Origin of the sequence: Curtobacterium sp. PhB172 (assembly GCF_003752545.1) — a bacterium.
Classification (GTDB): domain Bacteria; phylum Actinomycetota; class Actinomycetes; order Actinomycetales; family Microbacteriaceae; genus Curtobacterium.
The window spans coordinates 558,632-579,227 of the sequence record NZ_RKIF01000006.1 but is presented as its reverse complement, the minus strand read 5'-3'; the positions used below and the strand labels follow the sequence as shown (position 1 = coordinate 579,227).

The following is a 20,596-nucleotide window of genomic DNA, read 5'->3' as shown; positions in this document are numbered from 1 at the left end:
GAACCGGCACCGTCGCCCGAAACGGCACCGTCGCCTGAGCAGGAGGTGTCGCCCGAGCAGGTCGACCACCGCCTCGCCTGGGAGGCCCTGCTCGACTCCCTGGAGCACGACGCCGCCCGGCAGGCGGCCGACCCCACGGCCGTGGTGGGGTGGTCGGAGCCGGCCGGGCTGGGTCCGGTGCCGCGCGCGTTGGTGGGGCGTGCCTCCCGGCTGCTCGCTGCGCAGCGCGACCGCATCGCGGAACTGGAGTCGGACCGGCGGGCGACGCTCGAGCACCTCGGTGCGCTGCGCGCCGTCGACGCGACCCGCGAGCCCCGCGGCGCGGTGTACCTCGACGCGTCCGCCTGACCCGTCACGCGCTCGACCCGGAACGACATGCTCGACGTCGTACGACAACGAGGATGTCGATGCCCCGCGCGTGCAACGCCGGGCGGGCGCAAGGTGCGACGAGGTGGTCGTCGTACGACAACGAGGATGTCGATGCCCCGCGCGTGCAACGGTTCCCACTGTGAACGGCCAGCGTCGGCAACGTGCGACGAGGGTGGTCGTCGTGCGACGACGAGGATGTCGTCGGACCGCGGGCGCAACTGTCTACGCGCGCAACGTGCGACATCGTCGACGTCGTACGACATCGATGGGGTCGCTCGCCCGCGCGTGCAACACCGGGCGCGCGCAAGGTGCGACGAGGTGGTCGTCGTACGACAACGAGGAAGTCGTTCTGCATCGGACGGACGCGCCCCGGCCACCCCCGTTCGGGGCGAGGGCTAACGCGGCCGGGGACGGGCACCGATAGCGCCACACGAGCACGGATCGCTCACCAGTTCGGCCACGGATCGGCCACCACCGCACGGCGACGTCCCACGGGCGACGCCTGACGAGGGGACCACCGTGTTCGATTCCGTGACGAGCGTCGCGCTGCAGAGCGCACTCGACGGTCTGTCGATGCGCCAGAAGGTGATCGCGAACAACATCGCGAACATCAACACGCCGGACTACCACGCCGAGAAGGTCCAGTTCGAGGACGCCCTGGCGAAGTCGATCACCGACGGCAGCGGGGACACCGCGCCGACGGTCGCCCGCAGCCTCGAGCCGACGAACACGAACGGCAACAACGTCAACCTCGACGAGGAGACGCTCTCCAACGTCGACACCGTGCTCCGGTACCAGTTCGCCACGCAGGCGATGAACTCCGAGCTCACCAGCGTCCGTGCGGCGATGCGGACGAACTCGTGACGACCTTCGACGCGATCGGCATCGCGAGCACCGGCATGACCGTGCACCGGAAGTGGCTCGACGCCGTCGCCGACAACATGGCGAACGCGAACACCGTGAAGTCGATGGACGACACCGCGTTCCAGGCCCGCTACGTCGAGGTCCAGGAGGGCAACGGCGTGTCCGGCGCCTACGTCAAGGGCGCCGCGTTCGGCAGCGCCGCCGGCCGCGTGACCTACGACCCGGACAACCCGCTCGCGAACGACGAGGGCTACGTCCGCATGCCGGACATCGACCTCGGCACGCAGATGGCGGACCTCATCATGGCCCAGCGTGGCTACCAGGCGAACGCCGCCGTGGTCGACCGTGCCAAGACCGCCTACGAGGCGGCACTGCAGATCGGGAAGAACTGATGCCCATCGACGCCGTCAACGGTGTGACCACCAACGCGATGACGAACGCACTGACCAGTGTGTCCGGCACCTCCAGCGACGTCGCCGGCACCGCCGGCGCGACGACCACCGACGGCAGCGGGTTCGCCGCCAGCCTCGGGAACGCCGTCGACGGGCTGCAGGCGCTGCAGAGCGACTCGAAGACCCTCGCGCTCAAGGCCGTCACCGGCAACCTCGACGACATCCACGACGCGACCATCGCCGCCACCCGCGCGCAGGTCACGCTCGAGCTCGTCTCCGCCGTCCGCAACAAGGGCGTCGACGCGTTCAACGAGATCATGAGGATGCAGGCCTGATGCCCGTCGCCGTCAAGAACGTCTTCGCGCGCCTGTCCGCGTACGTGAAGGGCTTCTCCGCCGCCCAGCGCACCATCGCGATCCTGGTGATCGCCGCGCTCGTGCTCGGTGGGATCGCCCTGGCGTCGTGGCTCGGCAAGGCGTCCTACGCGCCGCTCTTCACCGGGCTGGCCGCCGCCGACGCGAGCTCCATCACCGACCAGCTGCAGACCGACGGTGTGCCGTACCAGCTCACCGACGGCGGCGCGACGATCCTGGTGCCGCAGGCGCAGGTGTACTCGGAGCGGCTCAAGGCCGCGTCGAACGGGCTGCCGTCGTCGAACGAGGGCGGCTACTCGCTGCTCGACCAGATGGGCGTGACGAGCTCGGAGTTCCAGCAGGACGTCACCTACAAGCGGGCGATGGAGGGCGAGCTCGCCAAGACCATCGGCGCGATGGACGGCGTGCAGACCGCGACCGTGCAGCTCGCGATCCCGGAGAAGTCCGTGTTCGTGTCCGAGGAGAAGGACCCGACGGCGTCGGTGTTCATCGCCACCGACAACGGCACGCAGCTGAGCACCGACCAGGTGCAGGCGATCGTGCACCTGACCAGCGCCTCGGTCGAGGGCATGCAGACCACCGACGTCTCGGTCGTCGACGCCAAGGGGCAGACGCTGTCCGCCGTCGGAACCGGTGCGACCGGCAGCGGGGCCGACCAGGCCGCCGACTACGACGCCGCGACGAGCAAGAAGATCCAGGACCTGCTCGACACCACCCTCGGGGCCGGCAACGCGACGGTCGTCGTCTCCGGCACGATGAACCAGGAGTCCGGCACCCGCACGTCGGAGAGCTACACGTCCCCGACCTCCGGTCCGGTCGCGCTCAACGAGTCGAGCACGACCGAGCAGTACGGCTCGGGTGCCGCGGGTGCGTCGAGCGGCGCGACCGGGGTCCTCGGCCCGGACAACATCGCCGTGCCGAACGGCACCGCCACGAGCGGCACCGGTGACGGCGGGTACACCAACGAGTCGGCGACGAAGAACAACGCCGTCGACCACACCACCGAGACCACGCAGATCCCGTCGGGGTCCCTCGACCGGCAGACCATCTCGGTCGCGCTGAACTCGAAGGCCGACGCCGTGCAGAACGCGAACCTGCAGAGCATCAACGACCTGGTGTCGGCCGCCGCCGGCGTCGACCAGAACCGCGGCGACCAGGTGAAGGTCGCGATGATGGACTTCGACACCAGTGGTGCCGACCAGGCCGCGAAGGCCCTCGAGGCGCAGCAGAAGGCCGACCAGCAGGAAGCCCTGTGGTCGTCGATCCGCACCGCCGGCATCGTCATCGGCATCCTGCTCGCGCTCATCGCCGTCATGTTCGTCATCGCCCGTCGCAGTCGGAAGCAGGAGCGCGAGGCCGTCGACGTCGGCGAACTCGACGCCTTCGCCGGCGAGACCTTCCAGCTGCCCCTCGCGATGGACGGCGCCGCCGACCGGGCGACCCTCGGCGCCGGCGACGCCCCCACCGCCGTGCTGTCGACGATGCCCGCCGGTGACCCGCCGACCGAGGTGCTGACGACCGACGAGATCACGGCCGAGCGCCGCCGTCAGGACATCTCCGCGCTGGCCGAACGCGACCCGAAGCGCACGGCCGAGCTCCTGCGCGGGCTCCTCGACGACCGGGCACCGGTGTGAGCGCCCTGATGCCGAGCGGCAGCAACGGCAACGGCAACGGCCCGGGCACCGGCAAGGGTTCGAACGACCGTGCGCTGACCGGCGCCCAGAAGGTCGCGCTCATCCTCATGCAGATGGACACCGACCGTGCGGCCGAGGTGATGAAGCAGTTCACCGAGATGGAGGCCGAGGAGATCTCGGCCGAGATCGTCCGGATGCGCCGCGTCGAGGACACCGTCGTCGACCAGACGATGTCGGAGTTCCACCGGATCACGATGAGCGGCCGGCTGCAGAAGCGTGGCGGCAAGGAGACCGCGCTCGGGCTGCTCGAGGCGTCCTTCGGCGCCGAGCGCGCCGCCGGCGTGATGGACCGGCTCGCCTCGAACCTCGCCGGCCAGTCCTTCGACTTCCTCGACGACGCCGAGCCCGGGCAGGTCATCACCCTGCTCGAGGGCGAGCTGCCGCAGACCATCGCCCTCGTCCTCGCACACCTCAAGCCCGGTCAGGCGAGCGCCGTCCTCGCGGGTGTCGACGAGCGCGTCCGCACCGACGTCGCGCAGGCGTTCGCCACGATGGGCAGCGCGACCCCGGAGGCCGTCGGGATCGTCGCCGGTGTCCTGCGGCAGCGCGCCGGCGCCGTCGTGTCGCCGCGCGAGAGCGTCGAGGTCGTCGGCGGCATCGCGCCCCTGGTCGACATCATCAACCGCTCCGACGTCGCCACCGAGAAGGCCGTGCTCGACGGGCTCGAGGCCCGCGACCCGGAGCTCGCCGAGGACATCCGCTCGCGCATGCTCACCTTCGAGGACATCGTCAAGCTCGAGTCCCGCGACATCCAGCAGGTGCTGCGCGGCATCGACTCGAAGCTCCTCGCGACCGCCATGAAGGGTGCCGCCGGACCCGTCGTCGAGACGATCCGCGCGAACGTGTCCGAGCGCAACCGCTCGCTGCTCGACGACGAGCTGCAGGCCATGGGCCCGGTCCGCGTCTCGCAGGTCGAGGAGGCGCGTGCCGAGGTCGTCCGTTCCGTGCGCGAGCTCGAGGCGCAGGGCGTCATCACCGTGCACCGTGCCGAGGAGGACGAGCTCGTTGACTGACACCACGACCACCGGCACCGTGCAGCGCATCGCGTTCCCCGCGATCGGCACCGCCGCCGCGACCGACCGCGCGTCCGGCGCAGACGTCCGCGGCCACGCCGCCGGTTACACCGCGGGACTCCGCGCCGCACAGGCCGAGACGGACGCCCTGCGCGCCCGCCTGCAGGCCGAGCACGCCGCGCTGACCGCGTCGCTGCGCGCGGACACCGTCCGCCGCATCGCCGTCCTCGACGCCGCGACGAACGCGATGCTGTCCACGGTCGCGCCCGTCCTCAGCGACGCCGAGGCCTCGGTCGCCAGCGCGGCCACGGACCTGGCCGAGGCGATCGTCGGGTACGAGATCCGTGCCTCCCGTCCGGCGGTCGGGACCGATGACGACCGGGAGGCCCGGATCACGTCCGGTGCCGAGACCACCGTCCGGCGGGCGCTCGCGTCCATCGACCGCAGCGTCCCGGTGGCCGTCCGGCTCAGCCCGGCGGACGCCGCCCGCGTCGCCGACGTCGACCTGCCGGTGCCCGTGGTCGCGGACCCCGCGCTGCGGGACGGCGATGCCGTCGTCGACCTGCCGGACGGCATCCTCGACGCCCGGATCGCCACCGCACTCGACCGTGCCCGCACTGCACTGGGTGTCGAGCTGCAGGGGGTGTCCGCGTGACCGCCACGCTGCTCCGCCCCCGCGGGCTCGACGACGCCCTTCGGCAGGCCGCACCCCAGCGGGTCGGCGTCGTCACGAGCGCCGTCGGCCTCGGGCTGACGATCGCCGGGCTCGACGCCCACGTCGGCGAACTGGTGTCGGTCGGCCGCGACGGCTCCGAGCCGACCACGGTCGAGGTCGTCGCCACCGACGCCACCGGCGTGCGCTGCATGCCCCTCGGACGCCTCACCGGTGTGACCGCCGGCACCCCCGCACGCCCCACCGGCCGGCCGGTGCTCGTGCCGACGGGTGCCGGGCTGTTCGGCCGTGTGCTCGACGGGCTCGGCCGACCGATCGACGACCGCGGACCGATCGTCGGTGCCGGTGGCGAGCCCGTCGACTGGGTGCCGCTCGACCACGCGACCCCGAACGCGATGGCACGCACCCGCATCGACACCCCGATGCAGCTCGGTGTGCGGGTGCTCGACACCCTCACCACCGTCGGCCGTGGCCAGCGCATGGGGCTCTTCGCGGGCTCCGGTGTCGGCAAGTCCTCGCTGCTGTCGATGATCGCCCGGGGGAGCGACGCCGCCGTCAACGTGATCGCACTCGTGGGGGAGCGTGGCCGCGAGGTGCGCGAGTTCCTCGAGGACGACCTCGGTGCCGAGGGCCTCGCCCGCTCGATCGTCGTCGTGTCGACCTCGGACGAGCCCGCCCTCATGCGTCTGCGCGCCGCGTTCGTGGCCACCCGAATCGCGGAGTCGTTCCGCGACGCCGGCCAGGACGTCGTGCTCATGATGGACTCGCTCACCCGCGTCGCGATGGCGCAGCGTGAGATCGGACTCTCGGTGGGGGAGCCGCCGGCAACCCGGGGCTACCCGCCGTCGACGTTCTCGGTGCTCGCCGGGCTGCTCGAGCGTGCCGGGACGGACCGCGTCGGCAGCATCACCGGCATGTACACCGTGCTGGTCGACGGCGACGACCACAACGAGCCGATCGCCGACGCCGCCCGCAGCATCCTGGACGGTCACGTCGTGCTCGACCGGAAGCTCGCGATCACCGGGCACTTCCCGTCCGTGGACGCCCTCGGCTCGGTGTCCCGGGTGGCCTCGAAGGTGACCGGCCCGGCGCAGCGCGGCGCCGCGACGACCCTCCGCAAGGTGATGGCCGCGCGCGCCGCCGCCCAGGACCTGCTCGACGTCGGGGCGTACCAGCGCGGCTCGAACCCGCTCGTCGACGCCGCCGTCGACCACCAGGGCGCGATCGAGGCGTTCCTGCGCCAGGGGATGGACGAGCGGGCGACCGCCGACGCGTCCTGGCAGCGACTCGGCGGTCTCGTGCAGCAGCTGGGGGTGTCGTGATGGCCCGCCGGTTCCCGCTCGCGGGGCTCCTGCGCCTGCGGCACACCGAACAGGACCGCGCCGCTGCCTCGCTCGCCACCGCGAACGAGCGCGTGCGCGACGCCGCCGACGCCCGGATCGCCGCGCGCCGCAGCCTCGCCGACGCCGAGGGCGCGCAGCCGATCGAGGACGCCGCGACCCTGAGCGCCGTCGCCGCTGCGCGTGCTGCGACCCGCGGGATGCTCGAGGAGCTCGACGCCGTGGTCCGGACCCGCCGCGCGGACGCCGACCGGGCACAGGAGGAGTACACCGCCGCACGACGTGCCGCGGTCGGCCTGGAGAAGCTCGAGGGCAAGCACGCCGCCGAGCAGGCCGCCGAGGAACTCCGCACCGAACAGAACGCCCTCGACGAGATCGCGGCACGACGCCGCACGGAAGGTGGTGCCCGATGAGCGTCGAAGCGGTGCTCTCCCGGATCTCCGAGATCCGCTCCCAGATCGACACCCTGCGCGGTGGCACGGCCGCGGCGACGAGTTCGTCGTCGTCCGCCGCGTCGACCAGCGCGTCGTCGAGCGCCTTCGCCGATGCCCTGGCCACGGCGACCGGGAACACCGGCACCGGGACCGCGACCGCTGCTACCGGCGCTGCGGCGACCACCAGCAGCGCGCCCGCCACGTCCGTCGACGCCGGCGCGGGCACGCTCGCGACGGGCAGCGGCGCCACCGGCTCCGACGTCGTCACGGACGCGAAGAAGTACCTCGGCGTGCCCTACGTGTTCGGCGGCACCACGACCGCTGGCATGGACTGCTCGGGGCTGGTGCAGACGGTGTTCAAGGACCTCGGCGTGACCATGCCGCGGGTCGTGCCGGACCAGGCGAAGATGGGCGTCGAGGTCGGCTCCCTGAAGGACGCACAGCCCGGCGACCTGATCATCCCGAAGGGCGAGGGCCACGTCGTCATCTACGCCGGCGACGGCAAGGTGCTGCACGCGCCGCGCCCGGGCAAGGACGTCCGCATCGTCGACAACTGGTACTCGGACGCCGACATCGCCACCATCCGCCGCATCGTGCCGGCGCAGGCGTCCGCCACCCCGGCGACGACCGCCGCGAGCAGCGTCACCGATCTGCAGACCGCCGCGCTGCTGTCCATGATGCAGTCCGGGAGCGCCGCATGAGCCTGACCATCGCCACCCAGCCCGCGCCCGCTCCGGCGAGCAGCGCTGCGCCCGCCCGCGCCACGTCCGACCCCGGCGGTGCCGGTTCGTTCGACGCCGCCCTGTCCGCGGCCGCCGCGACGGATCGTCGTGCCGGTGAGCGTGCACCGGCGCGCCGGGACGACTCCCGCGCAGCCGACGACACCGGTTCGACCACACCGACGAACACTGCCACGACCGCCACCGGGACGGACGCGGCGGCTGCCGCTGACGGCGCGACCGGTGCCGCCGCGGAGGCCCAGGCGCCCACACCCACGCCCACGCTCACCGGGACGGTGCCCGCGTCGGTCCCTCCGATCGTGACGACGACCCCTGCCCAGACGGTCACAACGGTGACGTCGACCGCGCCCGAGCCGACGGCGCAGGTCGTCACCGCGACGACGGCGGCCCCGGCGCCGGCCCCGGAGACGACCACGCCGACGACGACTGCTGCCGTCTCCTCCGCCGCCACCGGGGCTGCCACTGCCACGGGGGCCGCGGTCTCGCTGCCGGCCACGACGGCGCCGTCGGCCAGCACCACGGCGTCCGTCGCATCCGCCGCCGTACCGGCACCGGGCACGACCGCCGCAGTCCCCGCCGACGGCCCCGCACCGTCACCGGCGTCCGACATCCCGAGGCCCGGCACCCCGTCCGGCGGGACGACCGGCACCGGCACCGTCGGAGTCACGAGCACGAGCACGAGCACGAGCAGCGCGCCCGCTGCCGCGGCCGCTGGGGCCGCGGTCGCCGCGACGCTCCAGCCGACCGGCCCGACCACCCAGCCCACCGACGGCTCCGCGACCGCGACCCCGGCCGTCGTCACGGTGGCAGCGGCGACCGCCGCGCGGGGTGGGCAGACCGGCCACGGGACGGACCAGCAGGGATCGACGGCGGGTGATCCGGGCCTCCCGGCAGTCACCGCCACGCGCGGCGGCGAGACGCCCTTCGTCCTGCCCACCACGCCGACCGCCGCGCCCGCCCCCGTCGCAGCCGCCGCGCCGGTCACGTCCCAGACCGCCACGCCCGCGCCCCTCGGGCAGCAGCTCGCGCGACCGGTGTTCTCGCTCGCGCAGGCCGGCCCCGGGGAGCACATCGTCACGGTGCAGGTCGTGCCCGACAGCCTCGGACCGGTCACGGTCCGCGCGCACGTGACGGCGCACGGCATGCACGTCGAGCTGTTCGCGGCGTCCGAAGCGGGACGCGACGCGGTCCGCCAGGTGCTGCCCGACCTGCGGCGCGACGCCGCCGGCACCGGGCTGAGCACCACGCTCGACCTGTCGTCGCAGAACCACCCGGGCACGTCGGCGGGTCGCGACCAGCGACCGGCCGACGGCCGCCTGCGTGCCGACACCGGCCTGGAGGCACGGCGCACCTCCGCCGCGCAGCCAGCCTCCGCAGCCGCCACGTCCACCTCCACCATCCGCACCGCGGGACTCGACGTCCTCGCCTGACCGGCTCACGAACAGGAACCAGACCATGCCCATCGACGCCATCACCGGCAGCGTGGACCAGGCTGCCCAGGCCGCGGCCCTCGCCGCGAACTCGACCGCGAAGAAGTCCCAGACGATGGACTCCGAGGTGTTCATGAAGCTGCTCGTCACGCAGCTTCAGAACCAGGACCCGTCGTCGCCGATGGACACCAACCAGATGATCAGCCAGCAGACGCAGCTCGCGATGATGGAGCAGATCACCAACCAGACCACGACGGGGAACGAGAACTTCTCGCTCCAGATGCGCATCGCCGCCGCGAACCTCGTCGGCAAGCAGGTCAGCTACACCGACGCTGCGACCGGTACCGCCGTCACCGGGACCGCCTCGGCCGTGTCCTACGCGAACAGCGTGCCCACGGTCACCGTGAACGGGAAGGAGGTCGCTCTCGACGTGATCTCCGGCATCACCACCACCGCTCCGGCTTCCTGACCGTTCTCCTTCCCCTTCTCCTTCCTGCTCTTCCTGCCTCTCCGAAAGGACGCACCATGCTCCGCTCGCTCTACTCCGGGATCTCCGGCCTCCGCTCGCACCAGCAGATGCTCGACGTCACCGGCAACAACATCGCCAACGTCAACACCGTCGGCTTCAAGGCCTCGTCGACGGTCTTCCAGGACACCCTGTCGCAGATGACCCAGGGTGCCGGCGGACCGCAGACCGGTGTCGGCGGCACCAACCCGGCGCAGATCGGCCTCGGCGTCCAGGTCGCCGGCGTCTCCACCAACTTCGCGCAGGGCTCGGCCCAGGCCACCGGCAAGGCCACCGACCTGATGATCTCCGGCGACGGCTTCTTCGTCACCCGCCTCGGCAACGACACCGTCTACACCCGCGCCGGTGCGTTCGACTTCGACGCGGACGGCCGCCTGGTCACCGCCGACGGCAAGATCGTGCAGGGCTACCCGGCCACGAACGGCGTCGTCAACGACAACGGTGGCCTCGCTGACATCACGCTCCCGCTCGACGCCGCGGCACCGGCCGTCCGCACCACCTCCGCCTCGGTCGCCGGCAACCTGCCGTCCGAGACCGCCGTCGGCGACACCATCACCCGCGAGGCCACCGTCTACGACGCCTCGGGCGCCAAGCACACGATGTCCCTCGCCTACACGCGCACCGGCACCGGCTGGGACGTCACCGCACGCAACGGTCAGGGGACCACCACGAACGGGTCCCTCACGTTCGGCACCGACGGCAAGCTGACCTCCGGTGGCGCCCTGACGGTCGGCGGCATCGCCGTCGACATGGGGGAGCTCACGGGCTTCGCCTCGCTCAACACCGCGTCGATCGGCTCGCAGAACGGCCGCGAGGCCGGCGCCCTGCAGGGCTACGCCATCTCGAAGGACGGCACCGTCACCGGCACGTTCTCGAACGGTGCGTCGCTCGCCCTCGGCCGCATCGCCCTCGCGACGTTCGCCAACCCGGCGGGCCTCGAGAAGACGGGCGCCTCGGGCTACCGTGCCACCGGCAACTCGGGCACCGCGACCGTCGGTGGTCCCGGCTCGGCCGGCGTCGGGTCGCTCGCGGCGGGTACCCTCGAGATGTCGAACGTCGACCTGTCGCAGGAGTTCACGAACCTGATCGTGGCGCAGCGCGGGTTCCAGGCGAACGCGCGCATCATCACGACCTCGGACGAGGTGCTGCAGGAGCTGACGAACCTGAAGCGGTAGGCGCGCTGCGCGCGTCGCGGCGCCGTGCGCTGCGCGCTTCGCGTCGCGCTTCGCGTCGTGCGCTTCGTGAGCAGAAATGGTCGGGTGCCTCCGGGCGACCCGACCATTTCTGCTCACGATCGCCGGTCGCGGCGCACGGTCGCGGCGTACCGTCGCGCGCATGAGCTCGCACACCACCGGCACCGCTTCGGTCACCGCCAAGACCCTGCTCCGCATCGCCCTCGGAGCCGTGCTCGTCTCGCACGGCTCCCAGAAGCTCTTCGGGGCGTTCGGCGGCGGCGGCATCGAGGGCACCGCGCAGGGCATGCACGCGATGGGGTTCCGCCCCGCCAAGCGGAACGCCGTGCTGGCCGGCATCGGCGAGGCCGGCTCCGGTGCCGCCCTGGCACTCGGGCTCGCCACCCCGATCGCCGGTGCGGGCGCCGCGACGACGATGGGTGTCGCGTCGAGCGTGCACACCCCGAACGGTTTCTTCAACGCGGACGGCGGCTTCGAGTTCCCGGCGTTCCTCGGCCTCTCGGCGGCGATGTTCGCGCTCGGCGGCCCCGGTCCGGTGTCGCTCGACCACGCCACCCGGCACGTGTTCGACCGCCCGTGGCTGCGGGCGGTCGCCCTCGCCGCGATCCCGGTCGCGATCGCGGTCCAGGTCGCGCAGCGTCGGAAGGCGCTCGCGTCCGACGCGGCGGCGCCCGAAGACGCGTAGACCACCGGACGGGAGGCCCGGTGCCAGCTGGCACCGGGCCTCCCGTCCTGTCCGTGGTCGGCGCACCTGCCGCGCTCGCGCCCGTCTCAGACCAGGACGGGGAACGTGGCGAGCAGGCACGCCCCGCCGACGAGGCCGATGACCGCGGCGACGAACAACGCGATGCGAGCCCACTCGCGGCTGCCTCGGTCCGACACGGCCGCGAAGAACAGGACGAGGGCGAACAGCACCGTCAGGAGCGAGTAGTCGTCGGACTGCTGGTTGTCGGCGAGGGCACGGTCGAACTGCCGGTCGGCCTTCGCCGAGAGCGTCGCCGCGCGGTCCGATCCGGCCGGCACGTACGCGTCCGTCGCGAACGGCCCGTCCGCGGTCCGTCCGGTACCATCCCACTCCTCGAACGCGGTGCGGAGCTCCGGGGAGAACCGCTCCTGCACGTAGCTGCGGAGCGTGGCGTCGTCCCGTGAATCGGCGAGCACCCACTGCACCCAGATGGTGACGTCCCACTGTCGTGCGTCGCGCGCGCCGGACGCGGCGTCGGCGGCCTGGATCCGGGCGCTCGACGCCTGGCTGAACGAGATGGACATCTCGCCGCCCCACTTCGACGCCTGGAAGCCGCACCAGGCGGTCACCACCGCGGTGATCGAGAGGAGGACCACGGTCGCCACCTCGCGTCGGCGCGTCCAGTGGGGGCGCTCGGGCTTCTCGGTCATCGTCATCGTCCTGGTCGGTCAGGCGCCCGGCAAGGGGAGCGTGCGTGCCCACCGTCGGATGGCGGTGTAGGCGGTCTCGCGGACCCGGGGTTCCGAGAGCATCACGTCGTGCAGGGCACCGTGGATCCGGGCGACGCTGACGTCGTCGCCCAGCGAGAGTGCGCGGTGCGCGACGGCGTCGACGTTCAGTGCGACGTCGACGTGGGTCATCTCCTCCGACCACTTCGGGGACAGCAGGCTGTGCGTGCTGAGCAGCACGAGCGTCGGCGTCTCGGTCCCGAGCCCGTGGGCGACCTGGTCCTGACCGGCGAACACCGCCGCGAGCCACCCCGGGTGGAGCGGGAAGCCGCGCTCCGGACGCCAGGCCTGGTTGTAGGTCCAGCTGCCGTCGGACCCGCTCGACACGGTGCGGGTGTAGAAGCCGGGGTCGACGGTCGGGAGCGGTGCGAGGGGGTTGCGCCGCGCGCCGAGCTTCATGAGCGGTGCGATCAGTTCGCGGGCGAAGCCGGTCGCCTGGAACTCCAGCCACGGACTGTTGAGCACCAGCCCGGCGGCCACACCCCGGTGGCGGCTGTTCCAGAGCGCCAGCGTCAGCCCGCCGGTCGAGTGGCCGAACAGGATGAGTCGTCGACGTCCGTGCTCGGAGTCGCCGTGCCCGATGGTGTCGAGTGCCGCAGCGATGTCCTCGTCGTAGACGGCGAGGTCGTCGACGTACCCGGGGGTCTGGTGCGGCAGCAGACTCCGGCCGTACTTCCGGAGGTCCAGGGCGAAGAAGCGCGCGCCGAGCGCCTCGAGGTGCTCGGCCATCTCGCGTTGGAAGAAGTAGTCGGACCACCCGTGGACGTAGAGCACGTCGGCGCCGCCCAGCGGGAGGTGGTCCGACCGCCACGGGATCGCGGTCCGCCACCGTCGCGGGAGCCGGTGGGTCCGGGTCCGCCGCACGAGGGTCGCGGTCACCGGTCCTTCGTCGTCGTCCTCGAGGGGCAGGGAGCGGGCCTCGAAGTCGGGACCGAGCACGTCCGGGGCCCACCTGCTCGACGGATCGTCGCCGCGACGGGCTCGTCTCGTCGGCCCTGCACCCGGGCGCGCCGTCACCCGGACCACCTGGTCCCGTCTCGACGCCGACGGCGGGTGGAACGGCGGATCGCGATGCCACCGGTGAGCAGGAGCGCGGCGATGGCGAGCGCCACGACCGCCTGACGACCGTCGTAGCCCGTGGACGCCAGGGAGTCCGGAGCGGGGCCGATCGGACCCGACCCGCTGCCGTCCCCACCCGGTGTCACCGACGGAGGACCCGGTGCCGGTGTGGGTGTCGGGGTCGGCGTCGGCGTCGGCGGGATGGGGGCGAAGTCGTAGTCGTTGGTGATCGTCACGACCTGCAGGGTCGGCACGCTCTGGTCGGCCGTCGACGCGACCAGCACGCGGACCGTGCCCGGGGTGACGGTCCGGGCGTCCTCGCCGTACGCGCCCACTGCACCGCGTTCCGCGACGTCGCAGGTGGCACCGACCGGGATGCCGTCGATGCGCGCCTCGAGGGCGTTCTCGGACGTGAGGGCCACCACGGCGGCACCACCGAGGTCGAGCGCGACACCGGCCACCTCGCACCGGACGTCGGCGTCGAACCGATCAGGGGCTCGGCCGGCGCCGGTGCCCGTCACCTGCTTCCGGATGAGCATCGACCCGACGGACGGTGCGACGCCGACCTTCACCGGCGCCTGGGCGATCGGGAGTCCGCCGTCGCTCAGTGTGGCGGTGGTCCCGACCTGGTTGAAGGCCGTCTCGTCGCGGAGCGGGACCGTCGTGGGGACACCGTCCGGGTGCGCGGCGGTCACCGGCCCGTCGACGGTGCGGTACCGGGCCGTGACGGCCTCGCCCGGGTCGAGCCCGCCGACGGACACGAGGTCGACCGAGACGCGCAGGCCCGTCACGTCGTCCCAGTCGCCGGTGAACGCATCGCTCGCCGTCCACGTGTTCGTCGAGCAGAGCGAGTCGTCCGTCCAGGTCGTCGAGTCGGTGGTCGAGCACACGGTGCGGTCGGTCGTGACCTGCCAGGTCGTCGTCGCACCGAGCGGTGCGTCGACCTCCACGCCGAACGAGTCGTCGAACACCGGCCGGTAGCTGCTCCCACGCGGAGCCCCGGTCGCGAGGAGCCGGTCGCCGGGCTGCGGGAGCGGGTCGACGAAGGTGACCCGGTCCTGGTCGACGGTGCCGGTGTTCGTCGTCCGGACGCGCCACTCGTCGGTCCCGCCGACACGCGTGGCGGCGACGCAGGGCGGGAGGGTGAAGCCGTCGTCGTCCGGGGTGCAGGACGTGCCTGGGTCCGACGGGTCGGACGCACCCGAGACGAGCGGGTCGACGACGTCGCCACGCACCGCCTTGCTCGTCTGCAGCGCCGGCCCGGGCGTGGGCTGCACGTAGTTGGTCGTGCCGCACTCCTCGGCAGGGAGTCCCGAGATGGTGCCCTGCCCGTTGCCGGAGTCGTTCGTGCAGCGGTCGAGCGCCGAGCCGGTGACGGCGACGGCCGAGTTCGTGGCGCGCTCGTCCTCGTGCAGACCGGGTTCCAGCGTCAGGGGGATCGTGATTGTGAACGTCTCGTCCGGGGCCATCCGGTCGTCGTCGGTGGGCCAGGTGAACGTGATCGTCCGGCCGTCCTGGACCGTCGTGACGTCGGCGGACAGTGTCCCGTCGGGCGAGGTGCGGAACGTCGGGTCCGTCCCGTCCCACGTGAGGCCCTCGGGGAGCTCGTCGCGCACGGACGTCAGCGTGACGATGCCGGTCCCGGTGTTGCGCATCGTGACGGTCCACGGGACCGGGGTCCCGACCGGCACGGTGTGCTGGTCGTTCGCGGGCGCCTTGGCGACGTCGAGCTGGCGGGTGCCCGGGTCGAGCGTGAGGGTGTCGTCCGCGGCGGCGGTGGCGTCGGGGAAGAGCGTGTCGTCGCTGCGGTGGGCGGTGACGGTCGCCGAGTCGTCGAGGGTGCCGGGGAAGCGGACGGGTGCACCGTCCCGGCCGACCGGGAGCACGACGACGTGGAGCACCGCGGCGGCGGTCCAGGCTGCCGGCGGGTCGGCGTGGGAGAGGACGTCGCCGTCCGCTCGGTCGAAGACGAAGCGGATGCCCGTGATCGCGGCCGTGTCAGACGTCGGCAACGTCGCCGAGTCGGATGCCGCCCCGAGCTCCCACGCAGGCTGGCCGTCGAGCTGGACGTCGACGCGCACCCGGTCGGCCCCGGCCGGGAACGTCACGTCGTCCGCGGAGAACGCTGCGAGCCGGACGTCGTTCCAGAAGTCCTGGTCGGTGTCCTCGATGGTCACCGTGTCCGGCGAGACCGTCGCGTCGTCGCCCTGCGCACCGTCGAGGCGCACGTCGATCGTGTCGCTGCGGTCGGCCTCGAGCAGGGTGTCCGGTGTGAAGGTCTTCTCCGCGGTGACGTCGAGGACGCCGCGGACCAGCGCGACGGCCGCGGAGGCCGTGTCCGTCGGGGTGCTGGTCTGACCGGACGGCGCCAGGACGGGGTCGTACGACTGCGCGAACGCCCGGTTCGTGACGGTGGTCGTCGCGGTCACGGGGACGGACGGCAGGCTCCGGAGCGTCGCCCGCAACTGCGTGTGCATCGTCATGGTCAGCGGTCGGCCGGTGGAGATGGTCCCGCCGGTGCGGGTGGGGTCCGTGCCCTGGTAGACGACGCTGACGCCGACGACGTCCGCGAGCTGTGCCGCGGTCTGGGCCCGGGCGCCGGTGATCGAGGTCGTGCTGCTGGAGGTCGTCCCGGTGTCACTCCGGTGCAGCAACGTCACCGTCGATGCGTCCGCGTCGACCTCGTCGTCGTCGACGCTGAAGTCGAGTCCGGTGAGGGTGAACCGTTCGAACGGGTTGCCGGTCGTGGAGTCGGCTCCGTCGAAGGGGTCCGCCGACCACGCGTCGGGGTCGCTCGTGCAGTCGGAGAGGGTCGCCGGTGTGCACGGCATCGGGTCGGTCACGCGGACGTACGACGCGCGCGAGGCGGAGCCGTTCGTGGCGGTGACGGTGAAGTCGTTCGTGGGGTACTCGTCGGGGTCGACGTCACCGCGTGCCGGGACGGCGAGGCTGTCGTGCTCGGAGGTCTTCGCGAGCCCGACGAGGGGCGGCCGGTCGAGGATGACGAGGTCGTCGACCGCAGTGGAGCTCTGGTCTCCGTCGTCGGTCGTGGCCGTGACGTCGACCGCGTTGCGGACGGACCCGGCGGTGCTGAGGTTGTAGTCGGTGGTGCCGTTCACCCACTCGACGTCGGCGGTGCCCGGTGCTCGGAGGGAGTTCCGGAGCTCCCAGGTGAGGTGGAACGGTCGCGGCGTCGTGCTCGTGGCGATCCCCGACCCCGGAACGGGTCGGGTCGGGTCGGTGCTCGCCGCGCGGGCGTCGTCGTCGGGCGCCACGGTGATCCGGACGCCCGTCGTCGCAGCGGTCTGCTCGCTCGTCAGCGCGTACCCGACGAAGCCGGTCTGGTCGACCCAGCCGGAGGTCGGCGCCGGGACGGTGGACCACGTCCCGTCGCTGAAGAGCTCGACGGAGGTGACGGTGTCCCACCGCCAGAGCGGGTCGGTGCTCACCGCGATCGGGTCGATCGACCGGAGGTCGAACGCCTGGAAGACGGTGGCGGCCGGGTTCCCCGCGTTGCCTGCTGGATCGGTGACGACGATCTGGGACGTCCCGGTCGTCCGCGAGCCCCACTCGAGGACGGACCCGACCTGCTCGCCGGACTGGCTGTCCACGGTGGTCCGGTCGGTGGCGAAGTCGGTGTCGGTCCACCGCTTCCCGGCGATCGTGCTCCCCGTCCCGGTCGTCGACTCGATGTCGGCGTCGGCGTCGGCCTCGACGACGTCGCTCTCGATGGTGGTGCCGCCGTCGACGGCACCCTCGCCCTGTGCGGTCGCCGTGTTGGTGTAGGTCGACGGACCGGCGTCGGGGGTGCTCGTCGATCCACCGCCGTACCGCTGGTCCGCACGGGCCTGCGAGACGACGTTGGGTTGCACGGTGGTGCCCTGCGGGAAGCCGTCCGGGTTCGTGAACACGAACCGGAGTCCGGTGATCGCGCTTCGGAGGTCGGCGGGGACGGTGCCGGAGAAGTTCGTCGGGCCGGTGGCGGGGAGGCCGTCGATCGGGAGCGGCTGCCAGGTGGCGCCGTCGTCGGACGTGTAGTCGATGGTCAGCGTGGTGCCCGCGGGCACCTGCGTGGGCGCGATCGCGACCGGGTCGAACGCGTTCCAGAACGATCCGTCGTCGTGGGGCGTCGGCGCGACGTCCTCGATGGTGATCGTCGTCGGGGTCACGAACGCGGAGTCCGTGCTGGTCGTGGCCGGGAGCTGGGCCACGACCGTCCCGCCCGGTGCGATCGGCTCCTGCGGGCTGAGGGTCTTGGAGAGCGCGATCTCGATGTCCGGGCGGAACACGTCGAGCGGCGCGGACGCGCCGTCGTCGGCGGTCGTACCCCCGTTGCGTACGGAGGCCGTCGCACGGTTGGTGGTCCGGAGTGGTGCGTCGTCGGCAGCATCGAGCGCGGTGTCGATGCCGAAGCGCGTCGTCGTCGTCGCGTCGGCATCGATCGGGCCGTCGTACACGATCTCGAACCCGGTCACGAAGGTGCCGTCCGGGGCCGCGGCCGCCGGGGTGTCGCCGTCGGCGAACGGATCGGTGCGGGTCGTCCCGTCGCTGAAGTGCCAGACGACGTCGGCGCCGGTGGCGGTCGCGGGGTACGCGAGCGGACTGCTGAACCCGGCGAAGCCGACGTCGGCGGTGAAGTAGTCGAGGTCGCTGACGCGGAGTTCCTCGACCGGTCCGTCCGACGTGTTCGTGGCGGTCACGCTGCCGACCGCGTTCGTGCCCGCGGGGACCCGCGCCGGGTCGATCGACTTGGTGACCGCTGCTTCGAGGTTCGTCGGTGAGACGGTGTGTTCGGCGGAGGCCGTGCTCGTCGCGGGGTCCTGCCCGGGGACCGAGACGGTGGCGGCGGCGGTGTTCGTGGCGGACCATCCCTCGCCGAGCTCGACGTCGGAGTCCCGCTCGGTGCTGCGCTGTCCGACGTCGAGTTGGATCGAGGCAGCCGGATCGCCGGGCGTGAGGACGGCCCCGTCCGGGCCGGTGAAGGTGTACCGGACCCCGGCGACGTCGGCGTCGTCGACGCCGGCCGGGAACGTCGCGGATCCCGGCGGCGAAGGAGTCCCGGTGACCCAGCGGTAGGTGCCGGTCCCGGGGTCGAGCACGTACGCGTCGACCTGCACGGCGGTCGCTCCTGCGGGCAGGGCGATCGTGCCGGGTCCGGTGACGTCGACGTACCGGAACGGGTTCGTGGCGTCCAGCGTCGCCGCACCCTCCGCCGCGTTCGACGGGTCCTGGACGACGAGGGACGTGGCGGGGACGTTCGACGCGTTCGAGGCGGAGAGCTCGATGGTCGACGGTGCGCCGGGGGAGTACTGCTCGTTCATGGGCGTCCAGGACTTCGTCGTCGCGACGTCGACGGTCGTCGGGATGTCCACGGTGACCGTCGCGGCGCTGGACGCGGTCGCGGCGTTGTCCGCGGTGCCGGTACCGGTGTTCGTGATCGGCTGGCCGTTGTAGGGCCACGTCGGCGGGAGGTCGGCGGGGACCCGAAGGGTCGCCGTGAGCGTGTACGCCTGGCCCGCGGCGAGGCCCTGGGAGCCGTCGGCGAGCGGTTGGACGAACTCGAGGGTGCCCACGCACGGCGGGTCGCTGGTGACGACCGTCGCCGGTGTGCCGCCGCAGCCGGTGTGGGTGACGACCCAGTCCGGGTCTGCCGGCGCGGCGGGGTTGGGCGGAGTGGCGCTGAGGTCGACGATCGGGAAGCCCTCGAGCTCCGCCGGCAGGGTGTCGACGATCCGGGCGTCCACACAGTCGGCGTCATCGCACCCGAGTCGGATCGTGAAGGTGAACTCGTCGCCGGGGCCGAGGGTGGCGCTCTTGCCGCCGTCGACCAGCTTGTTCACCTCGATCGCCGCAGGGTCCGCAGCCGATGCGGGGACCGCTGTCGTCACGATCGCCCCGGTCGCGAGGAGCACCGCGGTCGTCGCGGCGATCGCCGAGCGCAGCACGTGGTTCCGGCCGATGCGCTTCACGTCGGGAACACCGTGGCCCAGTCGTCGCGGACGCTGACCACGGTGATGTCGCGCTCGTCGGCCTCACGGAGCACGACCTCGGCGCCCTTGTCGTACGGCTGGTCGCCGCGGCCGGTGTCGTCGTCGTGGTGGACGAGCAGACGGAGTCCTGCGTGGCCGGGCACGGTGTACTCGAGCATCTCCCGGTCGCCGTCGGAGTTCCCGACCGCGACCGCCGGCCGCCGTCCGATCCGGCTCCAGACCCGGACGGGCTTCTCCGGGCCGTCGTCGAAGAACGCGAGTGCGTCGACGTAGCGGACCTCGCCGTCGACGTACTCCAGGCCCATGGCGGAGCCGATGACGTGTTCCGGGGCGATGCCGTAGTTCTGCTCCGTCATGGGACGCATGAAGTCGCGTTCCCCCGCGGACACCACGTAGCAGGTGAACCCGTGCTCGTGCAGGAGCCGCACGAGCTCGACCATCGGCTGGTAGACCGTCGCCGCGTAGGGAACGCCGAGCACGGGGTGTTCGGCGTGCGCGTAGAAGTCCGACACGAGCCGTCGGTAGTCATCGACGCTCATGCCAGCGGTCACGCGCCCCACCGCCGCCAGCAGCAGCCGGAGATCGGAGTCGTCCCCGCTCGCGTGCCGGTCGACGGCGCCCCCGATCCACGACAGGTCACCGGACTGCGCGGCCGCGTAGGGCTGCGTGCGAGCGAGCTCCGGGTCGGCGGACGCTGCAGCGGCCCACTGCTGGACGAGCCAGTGCAGCTGGGTCGGCATCGGCTTCTCGTTCCAGAGCGTGCCGTCGTTGTCGAAGACGGCGACGCGGTCGTCGACCGGCAGCGGGGTGTCCCCGCCGGTCGTGCGGGCCAGGAACCGTTCGACGGCGTCGCGGGCGTGCCCCGGGCGCCAGGAGGGGAGTGTGTCCATGCCCCGGATCGTCCGGCCGCGCGGGCCGGTGCGCACCATCCTGATCGGGTGAACCGGGAAGCCCGTCGCGCCGGATCGCCCGAAGCGGGTGGTGCCGGCCGCGCGCCGTCGGCGCTAGACAGCAGGCCCACGCACTCCTGAA

At 72.5% G+C, this 20,596-nt stretch carries 18 protein-coding genes; 14 read left to right on the top strand and 4 right to left on the bottom strand.

The genetic code is table 11. The annotated features are described in order from the left end of the window. Positions 1 to 45: 45 nt before the first annotated feature. From EDF42_RS18870 to EDF42_RS06955, 14 genes are all read left to right on the top strand, one after another. Complete coding sequence (locus EDF42_RS18870) at positions 46 to 348, top strand: hypothetical protein (protein WP_123292718.1); 303 nt, start codon at positions 46 to 48, stop codon at positions 346 to 348. A 540-nt stretch (positions 349 to 888) separates the two neighbouring features. Continuing rightward, complete coding sequence (locus EDF42_RS07015) at positions 889 to 1,233, top strand: flagellar basal body protein (protein ID WP_123671834.1); 345 nt, start codon at positions 889 to 891, stop codon at positions 1,231 to 1,233. Then, positions 1,230 to 1,625, top strand: a complete 396-nt coding sequence (locus tag EDF42_RS07010) for a flagellar basal body rod protein FlgC (RefSeq protein WP_235035933.1) — start codon at positions 1,230 to 1,232, stop codon at positions 1,623 to 1,625. The genes EDF42_RS07015 and EDF42_RS07010 overlap by 4 nt, the downstream gene beginning before the upstream one ends. Continuing rightward, positions 1,625 to 1,960 carry a flagellar hook-basal body complex protein FliE gene (fliE, locus tag EDF42_RS07005; RefSeq protein ID WP_123671833.1) on the top strand — a complete coding sequence of 112 codons (336 nt, stop codon included), beginning with the start codon at positions 1,625 to 1,627 and terminating at the stop codon, positions 1,958 to 1,960. The genes EDF42_RS07010 and fliE overlap by 1 nt, the downstream gene beginning before the upstream one ends. Further along, the gene (gene fliF, locus EDF42_RS07000; RefSeq protein WP_123671832.1) at positions 1,960 to 3,633 is read left to right on the top strand and encodes a flagellar basal-body MS-ring/collar protein FliF; all 1,674 of its coding nucleotides are present in this window, start codon (positions 1,960 to 1,962) and stop codon (positions 3,631 to 3,633) included. The genes fliE and fliF overlap by 1 nt, the downstream gene beginning before the upstream one ends. Beyond that, on the top strand, positions 3,630 to 4,706 hold the full coding sequence (gene fliG / locus EDF42_RS06995) for a flagellar motor switch protein FliG (RefSeq protein WP_260212467.1): 1,077 nt from the start codon (positions 3,630 to 3,632) through the stop codon (positions 4,704 to 4,706). The genes fliF and fliG overlap by 4 nt, the downstream gene beginning before the upstream one ends. After that, a complete protein-coding gene (locus EDF42_RS06990; protein WP_123671831.1) occupies positions 4,699 to 5,361 on the top strand; it encodes a hypothetical protein in 663 nt (220 codons plus the stop codon). The genes fliG and EDF42_RS06990 overlap by 8 nt, the downstream gene beginning before the upstream one ends. Then, positions 5,358 to 6,701, top strand: a complete 1,344-nt coding sequence (locus tag EDF42_RS06985) for a FliI/YscN family ATPase (RefSeq protein ID WP_123671830.1) — start codon at positions 5,358 to 5,360, stop codon at positions 6,699 to 6,701. Before EDF42_RS06990 ends, EDF42_RS06985 begins: the two co-directional genes overlap by 4 nt. Beyond that, positions 6,701 to 7,132 carry a flagellar FliJ family protein gene (locus EDF42_RS06980; protein WP_123292724.1) on the top strand — a complete coding sequence of 144 codons (432 nt, stop codon included), beginning with the start codon at positions 6,701 to 6,703 and terminating at the stop codon, positions 7,130 to 7,132. Before EDF42_RS06985 ends, EDF42_RS06980 begins: the two co-directional genes overlap by 1 nt. Beyond that, positions 7,129 to 7,854 carry a C40 family peptidase gene (locus tag EDF42_RS06975; RefSeq protein WP_123671829.1) on the top strand — a complete coding sequence of 242 codons (726 nt, stop codon included), beginning with the start codon at positions 7,129 to 7,131 and terminating at the stop codon, positions 7,852 to 7,854. The genes EDF42_RS06980 and EDF42_RS06975 overlap by 4 nt, the downstream gene beginning before the upstream one ends. Continuing rightward, a complete protein-coding gene (locus EDF42_RS06970; protein ID WP_123671828.1) occupies positions 7,851 to 9,323 on the top strand; it encodes a flagellar hook-length control protein FliK in 1,473 nt (490 codons plus the stop codon). Before EDF42_RS06975 ends, EDF42_RS06970 begins: the two co-directional genes overlap by 4 nt. Before the next feature lie 25 nt (positions 9,324 to 9,348). Continuing rightward, complete coding sequence (locus tag EDF42_RS06965) at positions 9,349 to 9,792, top strand: flagellar hook assembly protein FlgD (RefSeq protein WP_123671827.1); 444 nt, start codon at positions 9,349 to 9,351, stop codon at positions 9,790 to 9,792. Between the two features lie 56 nt (positions 9,793 to 9,848). Then, a complete protein-coding gene (locus EDF42_RS06960; protein ID WP_123292728.1) occupies positions 9,849 to 11,024 on the top strand; it encodes a flagellar hook protein FlgE in 1,176 nt (391 codons plus the stop codon). A 160-nt stretch (positions 11,025 to 11,184) separates the two neighbouring features. Next, entirely contained in the window at positions 11,185 to 11,727 is a 543-nt protein-coding gene (locus EDF42_RS06955; RefSeq protein ID WP_123671826.1) for a DoxX family protein, read from the top strand. 86 nt (positions 11,728 to 11,813) lie between these two features. Here EDF42_RS06955 and EDF42_RS06950 read toward each other — a convergent pair whose 3' ends face one another. From EDF42_RS06950 to EDF42_RS06935, 4 genes are all read right to left on the bottom strand, one after another. Next, positions 11,814 to 12,437, bottom strand: coding sequence for a hypothetical protein (locus EDF42_RS06950; protein ID WP_123339871.1), 624 nt, complete (start codon positions 12,435 to 12,437; stop codon positions 11,814 to 11,816). Positions 12,438 to 12,455: 18 nt separating this feature from the next. Further along, positions 12,456 to 13,454, bottom strand: coding sequence for an alpha/beta hydrolase (locus EDF42_RS06945; RefSeq protein ID WP_260235197.1), 999 nt, complete (start codon positions 13,452 to 13,454; stop codon positions 12,456 to 12,458). Between the two features lie 74 nt (positions 13,455 to 13,528). Then, positions 13,529 to 19,543, bottom strand: a complete 6,015-nt coding sequence (locus EDF42_RS06940; RefSeq protein WP_123671825.1) for a DUF5979 domain-containing protein — start codon at positions 19,541 to 19,543, stop codon at positions 13,529 to 13,531. Next, positions 19,540 to 20,454, bottom strand: coding sequence for an HAD family phosphatase (locus EDF42_RS06935; RefSeq protein WP_123292867.1), 915 nt, complete (start codon positions 20,452 to 20,454; stop codon positions 19,540 to 19,542). The genes EDF42_RS06940 and EDF42_RS06935 overlap by 4 nt, the downstream gene beginning before the upstream one ends. Positions 20,455 to 20,596: the final 142 nt, after the last annotated feature.